The sequence below is a fragment of the Streptomyces sp. NPDC056144 genome (genome assembly GCF_042264145.1).
Classification (GTDB): domain Bacteria; phylum Actinomycetota; class Actinomycetes; order Streptomycetales; family Streptomycetaceae; genus Streptomyces.
This window is the reverse complement of sequence record NZ_JBHJVF010000003.1, coordinates 351290-364087: the sequence shown is the minus strand read 5'-3', so window position 1 is coordinate 364087 and position 12798 is coordinate 351290. Positions and strand designations below refer to the sequence as shown.

The following is a 12798-nucleotide window of genomic DNA, read 5'->3' as shown; positions in this document are numbered from 1 at the left end:
CGTCACTTCGAGACGTTGACGGCGGGGGCGTCCGCGCCGAGCAGCTTGCCGTCAGAAGTCTCGAACTGCTGCTTGAACTCGGCGATGGCGTCGGCGACGGCCGTCAGGGTGTCGTTCGACATCTTCTTGCCCTCGCGGATGGAGGTCATGAGACCGGAGTGGTTCTGGCGCAGGTACGCCAGGAGCTCGGCCTCGAAGCGACGGATGTCGGCGACCGGGACGTCGTCCATCTTGCCGGTGGTGCCGGCCCAGACCGAGACGACCTGGTTCTCCGTGGGCATCGGCTGGTACTGAGCCTGCTTGAGCAGCTCGACCATCCGCTGACCGCGCTCCAGCTGCGCCTTCGAGGCAGCGTCCAGGTCGGAACCGAAGGCCGCGAAGGCCTCGAGCTCACGGAACTGGGCCAGGTCGACACGGAGACGACCGGCGATCTGCTTCATGGCGGGGTGCTGGGCGGAGCCACCGACACGGGAGACCGAGATACCGACGTTCAGGGCCGGGCGCTGGCCGGCGTTGAACAGGTCGGACTCCAGGAAGCACTGGCCGTCGGTGATGGAGATGACGTTGGTCGGGATGAACGCCGAGACGTCGTTCGCCTTGGTCTCGACGATCGGGAGACCGGTCATCGAGCCGGCACCGAGCTCGTCCGAGAGCTTCGCGCAGCGCTCGAGGAGACGCGAGTGCAGGTAGAAGACGTCACCCGGGTAGGCCTCACGGCCCGGCGGGCGGCGCAGCAGCAGCGACACGGCACGGTAGGCGTCGGCCTGCTTCGACAGGTCGTCGAAGACGATCAGGACGTGCTTGCCCTGGTACATCCAGTGCTGACCGATGGCGGAACCGGTGTACGGCGCCAGGTACTTGAAGCCGGCCGGGTCGGACGCCGGGGCGGCGACGATCGTCGTGTACTCGAGCGCACCGGCCTCTTCCAGGGCGCCGCGAACGGACGCGATGGTCGAGCCCTTCTGGCCGACGGCGACGTAGATGCAGCGGACCTGCTTGTTCACGTCGCCCGAGCGCCAGTTGTCACGCTGGTTGATGATCGTGTCGACGCACAGCGCGGTCTTGCCGGTCTGACGGTCACCGATGATCAGCTGACGCTGACCACGGCCGACCGGCGTCATGGCGTCGACGGCCTTGTAGCCGGTCTCCATCGGCTCGTGCACCGACTTACGGGCCATAACGCCCGGGGCCTGCAGCTCGAGGGCGCGGCGGCCCTCGGTCGCGATCTCGCCGAGACCGTCGATCGGGTTACCGAGCGGGTCGACGACGCGACCCAGGTAGCCCTCACCGACACCGACGGAGAGGACCTCGCCGGTGCGCTGCACCGACTGACCCTCCTCGATGCCGCTGAACTCGCCGAGGACGATCGCGCCGATCTCGCGCTCTTCGAGGTTCAGGGCGAGACCGAGGGTCCCGTCCTCGAACTTCAGCAGCTCGTTCGCCATGGCCGAGGGAAGACCCTCGACCTTCGCGATACCGTCACCGGCCAGGCTGACCGTGCCGACCTCCTCGCGCGAGGCCGCGTCCGGCTGGTACGACTGGACGAAGTTCTCCAGTGCGTCCCGGATCTCCTCCGGCCGGATCGTGAGCTCCGCCATCTGGGTTCCCTGCTCTCCTTGTTGGGCCCGAAGTTTCTTAAGGGGTCTGGGGGCCGACCCCCAGGAATCTTCTGCAATCTCTGCACGGCCCAACCGGGCCGCTGGTGTTGCTGTGATTCTTTGAAGCTGTGTTGCTGTGGCTGCTGCCGTCAGCCGGCCAGACGACGGGTCGCCTCGCCGAGGCGCTCCGCGATGGAGCCGTTGATGACCTCGTCGCCGATCTGCACGGTGATCCCGCCGAGGACCGCCGGGTCCACGTCGAGGTTCAGGTGCATCTCCCGGCCGTACAGCTTGGCCAGGACGGCACCGAGGCGCTGCTTCTGCTGGTCGGACAGCGGCACCGCCGAGGTGACGACGGCGACCATCCGGTTCCGGCGCGCCGCGGCGAGCTTGGAGAGGGACTCGAGTCCCGCTTCCAGGCTACGTCCCCGGGGCTGGGTCACCAGACGGATCACCAGGCGCTCGGTGGTCGCCTGGGCCTTGCCGCCGAGGAGGCTGTGGAGCAGCTCCTTCTTGGCGGTGGCCGTGGCGGCCTTGTCCGTCAGCGCCGAGCGGAGCTCGGGGCTGGAGGACACGATCCTGCCGAACCGGAACAGCTCGTCCTCGACGGCGTCGAGCGTGCCCGACTTCTGCGCCGCGGTGAGGTCGGCGATGTTCGCCAGCTCCTCCGCCACGTCGACCAGGTCGCGCGAACGCGACCAGCGGTTGCGCACCATGCCCGAGACCAGGTCGACGGTCTCGCCGCCCACCTGACCGGCCAGGAGTCGCTGCGCGAGCTCGGCCTTGGCCTCGCCCGCCTGCGCGGGGTCGGTCAGGACGCGGCGCAGCGACACCTCGCGGTCGAACAGCGCGGTGACTGCGGCCAGCTCGTCCGAGAGCTTCGTCGCGTCGGCCGACGTGTTGTCGGTCAGCGCGTCGAGGGACTCACGGGCGGCGGCCAGTGCCTCGCGGCTCGCTCCGTTCATCGGACGGCCTCGGCCTTCTCCTCGAGCTCCTCGAGGAAGCGGTCGATGGTGCGGCTCTGGCGGGCGGCGTCCTCGAGGGACTCGCCGACCAGCTTGCCGGCCAGGTCGGTGGCGAGCTTGCCCACGTCCTGACGCAGCGACGCGGACGCGGCCTTGCGGTCGGCCTCGATCTGCGTGTGGCCGGCCGCGATGATTTCCTCGCGCTGTCGCTGGCCTTCCGCCTTCATCTCCTGGATGATCGCGGTGCCCTGCTCCGTCGCCTCCTGGCGAAGACGCGCGGCCTCGTGGCGGGCCTCGGCGAGCTGAGCCTTGTACTGCTCCAGCACACTCTCAGCCTCGATCTGGGCCGACTCGGCCTTCTCGATGCCACCCTCGATGGCCTCGCGACGCTCGTCCAGAACCTTGTTGATGTTCGGGAGGAGCTTCTTGGCGAGGAAGCCGAAGACGATGACGAAGGCGATCAGGCCGATGACGAGCTCGTCGAGATGCGGGATCAGAGGAGGCTGGGGCTCCTCCGCTGCCGCAAGAAGCAGAGCGTTCACATCAGTGCCTTCCGTGTAAAGAATCGGGCAGTCGGTCCGGCTTACTTGTAGACGAAGCCCATGACGATGCCGATGAGGGCGAGCGCCTCACAGAAGGCGAAACCCATGATCTGGTTGGTGCGGATCAGGCCGGCAGCCTCGGGCTGACGGGCGAGGGCCTGGGTGCCGTTACCGAAGATGATGCCGACGCCGACGCCGGGGCCGATGGCCGCGAGGCCGTAGCCGATGGAGGCGACGTTTCCGTTGACGGCGGCGAGAGTCTCGAGAGCGGACATGCCGGTTCTTCCTTCTCTTTCAAGGACCCGGTGGGGGTTGGCCACCGGACGACTGGGGGTTTGGGGGGTTGTGCTGCCGGTCGAGGGACCGGACTCAGTGGTGCTCGGAGAGAGCGCCCTGGATGTAGCTGGAAGCCAGGAGGACGAAGACGTACGCCTGGACGGCCTGGATGAAGAGCTCGAACGCCGTCATCACGAGGACCATCACGAAGGAGGCGCCGGCGTAGACGAAGCCGATGCCGTTCATGAGGTACCAGGTGGCCAGCGAGAACATCACGATGAGCAGGTGACCGGCGAACATGTTCGCGAACAGTCGGACCGCGTGCGTGAAGGGCCGGATGATCAGGTTCGAGAAGAACTCGAGCAGCATGATCAGCGGGAGGATCGCGCCCAGGGACTTGTCGTACCCGAGGATGTTCTTCCAGCCGCCGACGAAGCCGTGCTTCTTGAAGGTCAGCGAGACCCAGACCACGTAGACGATCAGCGCGAGGGCCGCCGGGAAGGCGATCAGCGACGTGACCGGGAACTGGGCGAGCGGGATGATGGACCAGAGGTTCATGATCCATACGAAGAAGAACAGCGACACCATGAAGGGGACGTACTTCTCGCCGTCCTTCTTGCCGATGATCTCGTAGACGATGCCGCGACGCACGAAGTCGTAACCGGCCTCGCCGACCATCTGCATCTTGCCGGGGATCAGCTTGGGCTTGCGGAAGGCGGCCCAGAAGAACCCGACGACCACGATCGAGCCCAGGATCGCGAGCAGCATGGGCTTCGTGAACTCGAAGCTTCCCCACGTGGCGATCGGCTCGTACATGAACGTGTGCAGGCCCGGCGCCGGGAAGCCACATCCGGTGAAGATGTGGCAATCCGGGTCGAAGGCAAGCGTCTGGTCAGCACTCACCGCGGGCTCCTTCAGCGTGGCGCATAGGTACGGCAACCTCGTTGTGTCGGCGCGGCACGCAGCCGCGGGTCGGCACTGGACTGGTCTTACGGATAAGGGGGCGGCGGTTCGGCATCGAGCCTCGCGCTGGGACAGGCGTCTCGGATGCCCGCGCCCGCAGTGCCGCAGTTGGCACCGGACGATAGCAGGAAGCCGAACACCGCTTTATCCCGGCCCTACCTTTCACGACTTCGACCCCGTGTTTCCGGGGTCGATGTACATGATCTTGGCCTTCATGTAGGCCCGGGCCTGTGCGGCGACCCACACCACGGTCGTCGCCAGCAGTGTGAACGCGAATGCCTTGAAGTCGAACGCCGTGGTGTCCTTCAGCAGGGCGAGGAAGACGAAGAGCAGCAGGAGTTGGGCCGTGTAGAGCATGAGCCCCATGGCCTGGAACAGCTGCGGCAGCTTCTTCGCCGTCCGCTGGAGCACGATCAGCCCGATCCCCATGAAGAGGAGCACGACCAGGGTGCCGACGACGGCGCCGATCGCACCCTTGCCACCGGCGACCACGCCACTGATGACGGTCGCGACAGCGCCGACGACAGCGGTGGGTACGGCGGTATGCAGAAGGAGGCGTGCGTCGTTGGACGGCATGGCGGTGTCTCCGCTTGATGGAGGGGGCGATGGTGTCGTCAAGGACGAGCGTAAGCCCGGTCCGAGGTGGGTCTCGGGGCCAACAGACCGTCGCACTACGGTCTTTCGGCTCTGGCGCCGGGTCTCGTGAACCGTATCACAAACTATTTGAATAGGTCTTTACCCGTAGGGTGTGCCAACTGTCACACATGAGGGTTACGGCGCGCGTGTGTGCGCGACAAGCGGGCACCTTGTCAGGTAATGGCCGCGGATGCGGCATTCGTCAACTCGGCGTTCCGGCCTTCCGCCTATCGGTGAAGCCCTCGCGGTTGCCGATGGCCGTGGCGCCGTGGAGCCCCGAGGGCACCGGAAGCTTCTCCTCCGCCACCAGGGCGTCCTGGGCGGGCCTGCGGCGCCGGTAGCGCGGCGGGACGACCTTCTGGGCCCAGCGCGGGGCGCGGGGCGTGAAACGCGGCAGCAGGAGCAGGACGAGCCCGACGGCGCTCAGCACCGTGATCGCGAGCACGATCCACATCGACGTCGAGTGGACCGAGTACGCGAGCGTCCCGAAGGCGATCAGCGCGGACCAGAAGTACATGATCAGCACCGCGCGGCTGTGCGAGTGGCCGATCTCCAGGAGCCGGTGGTGCAGGTGGCCGCGGTCCGCCGCGAAGGGCGACTGGCCCTTCCACGTACGGCGCACGATCGCGAGGACCAGGTCCGCCATCGGGATCGCGATGATCGTCAGCGGCAGCACGAGCGGGATGAAGACCGGCAGGGCGGCGTGGGTGGCCTGACGGGTCGAGCCCTCGAACAGCTTCAGGACGTCCGGGTCGACCTGGCCGGTGATCGAGATCGCCGAGGCGGCGAGGATCAGGCCGATGAGCATCGAGCCCGAGTCGCCCATGAAGATCCGCGCCGGGTGCATGTTGTGCGGCAGGAAGCCCAGGCACATGCCCATCAGGATCGCGGCGAAGAGCGTCGCGGGGGCGGCGGCCTCGATCGTGTAGCCGTACCAGAGCCGGTACGCGTACAGGAAGAAGGCGGCGGCGGCGATGCAGACCATGCCGGCGGCGAGACCGTCGAGGCCGTCGACGAAGTTCACCGCGTTGATCGTGAGGACCACCAGGGCGACCGTCAGGAGCGTGCCCTGACCGGGGGTCAGGGCGACCGTGCCGACGCCGGGGATCGGCAGCCACAGGATCGTCAGACCCTGCGCGACCATCACGCCGGCGGAGATCATCTGCGCGCCCAGCTTGATGAGCGCGTCCAGCTCGAACTTGTCGTCGAGGACGCCGATCAGCCAGATCAGCGCGGCGCCGGAGAGCAGCGCGCGCGGCTCGTTGGACAGCTCGAAGACGCTGCTGAGGTTCTGGAGGTGGTCGGCGACGAGGAGTCCCGCGCACAGCCCGAAGAACATGGCGATGCCACCGAGCCGCGGAGTCGGTTCTCGGTGTACGTCGCGGGCGCGGATCTCCGGCATCGCCCCGGTCGCGATGGCGAACTTCCGCACCGGCCCGGTCAGCAGATAGGTCACCGCAGCCGTGACACAGAGCGTCAGCAGGTAATCACGCACGGGCTGCCCCACAGGAATCGCTGGCCATCTCAGCCCCACACCCTAGCCGTGCCGTCCATGTGCTGGGAGACACGCAGGCCACCCGAACGGTTGCGCTCGGGCTCCGCTCAGGGTCCATACGGGGGAAATCGGCCGGTCAGCTCCCGTACTTCCGCCCGTACGCGGGCGGTCTCGGCGGGGTCGTCACGGAGCGCGGCCGTGAAAAGGGCGGCGATTCTCGCCATCTCCGGGGCGCCCATGCCCTGCGTGGTGACGGCGGCCGTACCGAGGCGGATCCCGCGCCCGTCCCCGTACGGGAGGGCGCAGGTGTCGAGCACCATGCCGGCGGCGGCCAGCCGGGCGCGGGCGGTGCGGCCGTCGATGCCGAGGGGCGCCGGGTCGGCGGTGATGAGGTGGGTGTCCGTGCCGCCGGTCGTCAGCGCGAAGCCCTCGGCGGCGAGCGCGGCGGCGAGTACGCGCGCGTGTTCCACCACCTGATGGGCGTACGCGGCGAACGCCGGGGTGGACGCCTCGCCGAACGCGACCGCCTTCGCGGCGATCGTGTGCATCTGCGCGCCGCCCTGCGTGAAGGGGAAGACGGCCCGGTCGATCCGCTCCGCGAGCTCGGCACCGCACAGGATCATCCCGCCGCGCGGCCCGCGCAGGACCTTGTGGGTGGTCGCGCAGACGACGTCGGCGTACGGGACGGGGTTCGGCGCCGCTCCCCCGGCGACGAGCCCGATGGGGTGGGCGGCGTCGGCGATGAGATACGCCCCCACCTCGTCGGCGATGCCGCGGAAGACCGCGTAGTCGAGGTGGCGGGGGTACGAGATCGAGCCACAGACGATCGCCTTGGGGCGGTGGTGGCGGGCGAGGGCGGCGACCTGCTCGTAGTCGACGAGCCCGGTCTCGGCGTCGACGCCGTACGGGACGAAGTCGAACCACCGCCCGGAGAAGTTCGCGGGCGACCCGTGGGTGAGGTGCCCGCCGTGGTCGAGCCCCATGGCGAGGACGGTGTCCCCGGGCCTCAGGAGGGCCGCGTACGCCGCCAGGACGGCCGAGGAACCGGAGTGCGCCTGTACGTTGGCGTGCTCGGCCCCGAAGAGCGCGGTGACCCGCTGCACGGCGATCCGCTCGGCGGCGTCGGCGAACTCGCAGCCACCGTGGTGACGGGCTCCGGGATAACCCTCGGCGTACTTGTTGGCGAGCGGCGAACCGAGCGCGGCGAGAACCGCGGGCGACGCGAAGTTCTCCGCCGCGATCAGCTGAAGACTGTCCCCCTGCCGCCGCACCTCCCCGAACAGCACATCGGCGACCTCGGGGTCCTGCCGGCGCAGGACGTCGAGATCCTCATCGAGGGGCGCGGTGACCGACGGCATGGAACCAATGTAGGCGCGGCCCTCGCCCCCCGCCCGTCAGCCCTTGGCGTCGACACCCGTCAGGGCCGTCACGACCGGGTCGAGGGCCTGGTTGATCTCCTCGCCGATCGAGCGGAAGAAGCTGATCGGGGCGCCGTACGGGTCGTTGACCTCGTCCGCGTCGGCGGACGGGGCCAGGAGCCACCCGCGTAGAGCCGCGGCGGCGCGGACCAGGGCTCGGGCGCGTTCGACCATGCCCTCGTCCCGGGGGTCCGGGAGCGTGGCGGGGTCGATCGCGCGGACCAGGCGGGTGAACTCCTTCAGGGTGAAGGTGCGCAGGCCCGCCGAGTGGCCCATCGAGATGACCTGGGCGCGGTGGTCGCGGGTCGCCGTGAGGACCAGGTCCGCGCGGATGACGTGCTCGTCGAGGAGCTCGCGGCCCACGAAGCCGCTGTAGTCCGCGCCGAAGTCGGCGAGGACCAGTTCGGCGTTGGCCTCCATGGGGGCGCCTTCGTGCCCCCAGGTGCCGGCGCTCTCCACGATCAGGCCGCCGCCCAGCGGATCGCCGAGGCGGTCGCACAGGGCATGGCGGGTCAGCCGCTCGGTGATGGGCGAGCGGCAGACGTTGCCGGTGCTGACGTGGAGGATGCGGAAGGTGGTGCTGTCGTCGAACCCCGCTATGCCACGCCCCTCAGGGGCGGTCAACTGGCCACCTCGAGGTCGGGTACGACCTTCCGGAGCTCCTCCGGGGAGAGCGCGCCCTCGCGCAGCAGGACCGGGACCTTGCCCGTGACGTCGACGATGGAGGACGGGACGATGCCGGGGGTCGGGCCGCCGTCGAGGTAGACGGAGACGGAGTCGCCGAGCATCTGCTGGGCCGCGTCGCAGGTCTCCGGGGACGGGTGGCCCGTGAGGTTCGCCGAGGAGACGGCCATCGGGCCGACCTCGGTGAGCAGCTCGATCGCGACGGGGTGCAGCGGCATGCGGATGGCGACGGTGCCCCGGGTGTCGCCCAGGTCCCACTGGAGGGACGGCTGGTGCTTGGCGACGAGGGTGAGGGCTCCGGGCCAGAACGCGTCGACGAGCTCCCAGGCCTGCTCGGAGAAGTCCGTGACGAGGCCGTGGAGGGTGTTCGGGGAGCCGATGAGGACGGGCGTGGGCATGTTGCGGCCCCGGCCCTTGGCGGCCAGCAGGTCCGCGACGGCCTCGCTGCTGAAGGCGTCCGCCCCGATCCCGTACACGGTGTCGGTGGGGAGCACGACCAGCTCGCCCCGGCGGACGGCGGAGGCCGCCTCGCGCAGACCGGTGACGCGGTCGGTGGCCTCGTTGCAGTCGTATCGCCTTGCCATTACTTCCCGGCCTCCTCGTTCACGTGATTCGTCGAAGCAGTCGCAGCAGCCGCAGCCGTCGTCGCGGTCGTGGCCGACGTCATGGCGTGGCCTTGCGCGCGGTCGCGAAGCGCGGCCGGTTGTTCAGGTCCGGGTGGTCGGCGGCGTCGGCCCAGCCGGCCTCCTCGTTGAAGATCCACGGCACCTGCCCGCCCTGGGTGTCCGCGTGCTCGATGACGACGAGGCCGCCGGGGCGCAGGAGACGGTGGGCGGTGCGCTCGATGCCGCGGATGGTGTCGAGGCCGTCCTCGCCGGAGAAGAGGGCCATCTCCGGGTCGTGGTCGCGGGCCTCGGGCGCCACGTACTCCCACTCGGTGAGCGGGATGTACGGCGGGTTGGAGATGACCAGGTCGACCTGGCCGTCCAGCTCCGGCAGGGCGGTCAGCGCGTCGCCCTGGTGGACGGTGACGCGCGAGCCCTCGGCGTTCTTCCGGGTCCACACGAGGGCGTCGTCGGAGAGCTCGACGGCGTGCACGCGGGAGCGCGGCACCTCCTGCGCCATGGCGAGCGCGATGGCGCCGGAGCCGGTGCAGAGGTCGACGATGAGCGGTTCGACGACGTCCATGGCGCGCACGGCGTCTATGGCCCAGCCGACGACCGACTCGGTCTCCGGCCGGGGCACGAAGACGCCGGGGCCGACCTGGAGCTCCAGGTAGCGGAAGAACGCCCGGCCGGTGATGTGCTGGAGCGGCTCGCGGGCCTCCCGGCGGGCGATCGTCTCCCAGTAGCGGGCGTCGAAGTCCGCGTCCTTGACGTTGTGCAGCTCCCCCCGCTTGACGCCGTGCACGAACGCGGCGAGCTCCTCGGCGTCGAAACGCGGTGAGGGAACGCCGGCGTCGGCCAGCCGCTGGGTGGCCTGGGCCACCTCGGCAAGCAGCAGGTTCACGCTGGTCCTCCGTGGTGCGGGGTGGGGCTTTGAGGGGGCCTTGTGCTGCGGACCTACGCGGCGGCGAGCTTCGCCGCCGAGTCGGCGTCGACGCACGCCTGGATCATCGTGTCCAGGTCGCCGTCGAGCACCTGGTCCAGGTTGTACGCCTTGAAGCCGACGCGGTGGTCCGAGATGCGGTTCTCCGGGAAGTTGTACGTCCGGATCTTCTCGGAGCGGTCGACGGTGCGGACCTGGCTGCGCCGGGCGTCGGCGGCCTCGGCCTCGGCCTTCTCCTGGGCGGCGGCGAGGAGCCGGGAGCGCAGGATGCGCATGGCCTGCTCCTTGTTCTGGAGCTGGCTCTTCTCGTTCTGGCAGGAGGCGACGATGCCGGTCGGCAGGTGGGTGATGCGGACGGCGGAGTCGGTGGTGTTGACCGACTGGCCGCCGGGGCCGGACGAGCGGTAGACGTCGATGCGCAGGTCGTTGGCGTGGATCTCGACGTCGACCTCCTCGGCCTCCGGCGTGACGAGCACGCCCGCGGCGGAGGTGTGGATGCGGCCGGCGGACTCGGTGGCGGGCACGCGCTGCACGCGGTGGACGCCGCCCTCGTACTTGAGGCGGGCCCAGACGCCCTGGCCGGGCTCGGTCGCGCCGTTGCCGCCCTTGGTCTTCACCGCGACCTGGACGTCCTTGTAGCCGCCGAGCTCGGACTCGGTGGCGTCGATGATCTCGGTCTTCCAGCCGACGCGCTCGGCGTACCGGAGGTACATGCGGAGCAGGTCGCCGGCGAAGAGCGCGGACTCGTCGCCACCGGCGCCGGCCTTGATCTCCAGGATGACGTCCTTGTCGTCGCTCGGGTCGCGCGGGACGAGGAGGAGGCGGAGCTTGTCGGTGAGCTCCTCGCGGTCCTTCTCGAGCTGCTTGACCTCGGCGGCGAAGTCGGGGTCGTCGTGCGCGAACTCGCGGGCGGTCTCGATGTCGTCACCGGTCTGCTTCCAGGACCGGTACGTGGCGACGATGGGGGTCAGCTCGGCGTAGCGCTTGTTCAGCTTGCGCGCGTTGGCCTGGTCGGCGTGGACCGAAGGGTCCGCGAGCTTCGTCTCGAGGTCGGCATGCTCGCCGACCAGTTCCTCGACCGCCTCGAACATCGGGGGCTCCTGGGTTTTCGTCAATTGCTACGGGACGGCAAAGCGCCGGTCCCGGCCACCCGCGCGGGGCGACCGAGGACCGGCGCAGGGGCTCGCTACTTCGCGGCGGAGCCGGCCTTGCCGAAGCGGGCCTCGAAGCGGGCCACGCGGCCGCCGGTGTCGAGGATCTTCTGCTTGCCCGTGTAGAACGGGTGGCACTCGGAGCAGACCTCGGCACGGATGGTGCCCTCGGTCAGGGTGCTACGGGTGGTGAACGACGCGCCACAGGTGCAGCTGACCTGGGTCTCGACGTACTCGGGGTGAATCTCGCGCTTCAAGGTGTCTCCTAGTTTCGGGAGGGCTCCGGGTCGCTGTCACGGGTTTGCGGCGAGCGTGAACCGGGGCCGACGTACCAGTCTGCCAGGACTGGGCGCATCTCCCCAAACCGGGGTCGGGCCGGGAGTATTCCCGTGCGTGTCCCGGGCGGCTCCGCGGCTACTTCACGACGCCGTCGGCCTTGCCCGTGGCGGCGTCCTGGGTGGCGGACGCGGGGATCGGCTTGTCGGCCTTGAGGGCCGTCCAGACCTGTTCCGACTTGGCTTCCAGGGGGACGACGCGGTTCGGGTCGACGGGGTCGTACTGCACCGGCAGCGTGATCATCTTGACGTTCTCGGCGCCGATTCCGGCGAGGCTCTTCGCGAAGCCCATCAGCTCGTTGACGGAGTCGAGCTCCGAGTCCGGGGTGATGGCCTTGGTGGCCGCGTCGGCGAGGTCGAGGAGCTTCGTGGGGCTGGTGAAGACGCCGAGGGACTTCACCTGGTTCATGAAGGCCTTCATGAAGGCCTGCTGGAGCTGGATGCGGCCGAGGTCGCTGCCGTCGCCCACGCTCTTGCGCGTACGGACGAGACCGAGGGACTGCTCGCCGTCGAGGGTGTGGGTGCCCGGTTCCAGGTCGAGGTGGCTCTTGCTGTCCTTGATGGGCTGGGTGGTGGTGATCTCCACGCCGCCCAGCTCGTCGATGAGCTTCTTGAAGCCGGTGAAGTCGACTTCCATGTAGTGGTCCATGCGGATGCCGGACATCGACTCGACGGTCTTCACCGCGCAGGCCGGTCCGCCGACCTCGTACGCCGTGTTGAACATGGCGCGGGTCTGGCCGGGGACGGTGCCGCCCTGGCTGTCGACGCACTCGGGGCGGGTGACGAGGGTGTCGCGCGGGATCGAGACGACGCTCGCCTTCTTGTGGCCCTCGTAGACGTGGACGATCATCGCGGTGTCGGAGCGGGCTCCGCCCTCGTCCTTGCCGTACGCGCCGTTGTCGCCCGAGCGGGAGTCGGAGCCGAGGACGAGGATGTCCATCGAGCCGTTGTCGACGTCGTCGGGGCGCTCGGTGCCGAGCTGGGCGTTGATGTCGACGCCCTTGATGTTGCCGTCGAGCTTGACGTACACGTACCCCAGTCCGGCGCCGCCCAGGATGAGCACCGCGACGGCCCCCGATATGAGTACGGGGAGGCGGCGGCTCTTGGTGGGCGGCTTGCGGCGGCGGCCAGTACCCGCGCCGGGTATTCGGCCGGTGTTGTTCTGCTCGGTCATCGTCTTCCCTCGG

14 protein-coding genes are annotated in these 12798 nt (G+C 69.2%); all 14 read right to left on the bottom strand.

The genetic code is table 11. From position 1 onward, the window contains the following. Positions 1-2 precede the first annotated feature (2 nt). The 14 genes from atpA to ACFC0Z_RS12465 all read right to left on the bottom strand — a co-directional run bounded on the left by atpA (position 3) and on the right by ACFC0Z_RS12465 (position 12785). A complete protein-coding gene (gene atpA, locus ACFC0Z_RS12530; RefSeq protein ID WP_352021425.1) occupies positions 3-1598 on the bottom strand; it encodes a F0F1 ATP synthase subunit alpha in 1596 nt (531 codons plus the stop codon). A gap of 149 nt (positions 1599-1747) precedes the next feature. Beyond that, positions 1748-2563 (bottom strand): F0F1 ATP synthase subunit delta, encoded by an 816-nt coding sequence (locus tag ACFC0Z_RS12525; protein WP_376435895.1) that lies wholly within the window; start codon positions 2561-2563, stop codon positions 1748-1750. Beyond that, a complete protein-coding gene (locus ACFC0Z_RS12520) occupies positions 2560-3105 on the bottom strand; it encodes a F0F1 ATP synthase subunit B (protein WP_376435892.1) in 546 nt (181 codons plus the stop codon). Before ACFC0Z_RS12520 ends, ACFC0Z_RS12525 begins: the two co-directional genes overlap by 4 nt. A gap of 41 nt (positions 3106-3146) precedes the next feature. Then, the gene (gene atpE / locus ACFC0Z_RS12515; protein ID WP_010474382.1) at positions 3147-3380 is read right to left on the bottom strand and encodes an ATP synthase F0 subunit C; all 234 of its coding nucleotides are present in this window, start codon (positions 3378-3380) and stop codon (positions 3147-3149) included. 94 nt (positions 3381-3474) lie between these two features. Beyond that, a complete protein-coding gene (atpB, locus tag ACFC0Z_RS12510; RefSeq protein ID WP_376435889.1) occupies positions 3475-4284 on the bottom strand; it encodes a F0F1 ATP synthase subunit A in 810 nt (269 codons plus the stop codon). Positions 4285-4506: 222 nt separating this feature from the next. Beyond that, positions 4507-4920, bottom strand: coding sequence for a hypothetical protein (locus tag ACFC0Z_RS12505; protein WP_376435886.1), 414 nt, complete (start codon positions 4918-4920; stop codon positions 4507-4509). Positions 4921-5182: 262 nt separating this feature from the next. Then, entirely contained in the window at positions 5183-6475 is a 1293-nt protein-coding gene (locus tag ACFC0Z_RS12500) for an MraY family glycosyltransferase (RefSeq protein WP_376435883.1), read from the bottom strand. Between the two features lie 107 nt (positions 6476-6582). Then, positions 6583-7833 (bottom strand): serine hydroxymethyltransferase, encoded by a 1251-nt coding sequence (gene glyA / locus ACFC0Z_RS12495; protein ID WP_376435880.1) that lies wholly within the window; start codon positions 7831-7833, stop codon positions 6583-6585. Between the two features lie 36 nt (positions 7834-7869). After that, positions 7870-8517 carry a protein-tyrosine-phosphatase gene (locus tag ACFC0Z_RS12490; RefSeq protein ID WP_376435878.1) on the bottom strand — a complete coding sequence of 216 codons (648 nt, stop codon included), beginning with the start codon at positions 8515-8517 and terminating at the stop codon, positions 7870-7872. After that, on the bottom strand, positions 8514-9161 hold the full coding sequence (locus ACFC0Z_RS12485; RefSeq protein WP_376435875.1) for an L-threonylcarbamoyladenylate synthase: 648 nt from the start codon (positions 9159-9161) through the stop codon (positions 8514-8516). The genes ACFC0Z_RS12490 and ACFC0Z_RS12485 overlap by 4 nt, the downstream gene beginning before the upstream one ends. Before the next feature lie 79 nt (positions 9162-9240). Next, positions 9241-10086: a peptide chain release factor N(5)-glutamine methyltransferase gene (gene prmC / locus ACFC0Z_RS12480; protein ID WP_376435872.1), complete on the bottom strand. Its 846-nt coding sequence runs from the start codon at positions 10084-10086 to the stop codon at positions 9241-9243. Positions 10087-10139: 53 nt separating this feature from the next. Then, positions 10140-11216 (bottom strand): peptide chain release factor 1, encoded by a 1077-nt coding sequence (gene prfA / locus ACFC0Z_RS12475; protein ID WP_376435869.1) that lies wholly within the window; start codon positions 11214-11216, stop codon positions 10140-10142. 95 nt (positions 11217-11311) lie between these two features. Then, complete coding sequence (gene rpmE, locus ACFC0Z_RS12470) at positions 11312-11533, bottom strand: 50S ribosomal protein L31 (protein ID WP_030210647.1); 222 nt, start codon at positions 11531-11533, stop codon at positions 11312-11314. 157 nt (positions 11534-11690) lie between these two features. Then, entirely contained in the window at positions 11691-12785 is a 1095-nt protein-coding gene (locus ACFC0Z_RS12465) for an LCP family protein (RefSeq protein WP_376435866.1), read from the bottom strand. Positions 12786-12798 lie beyond the last annotated feature (13 nt).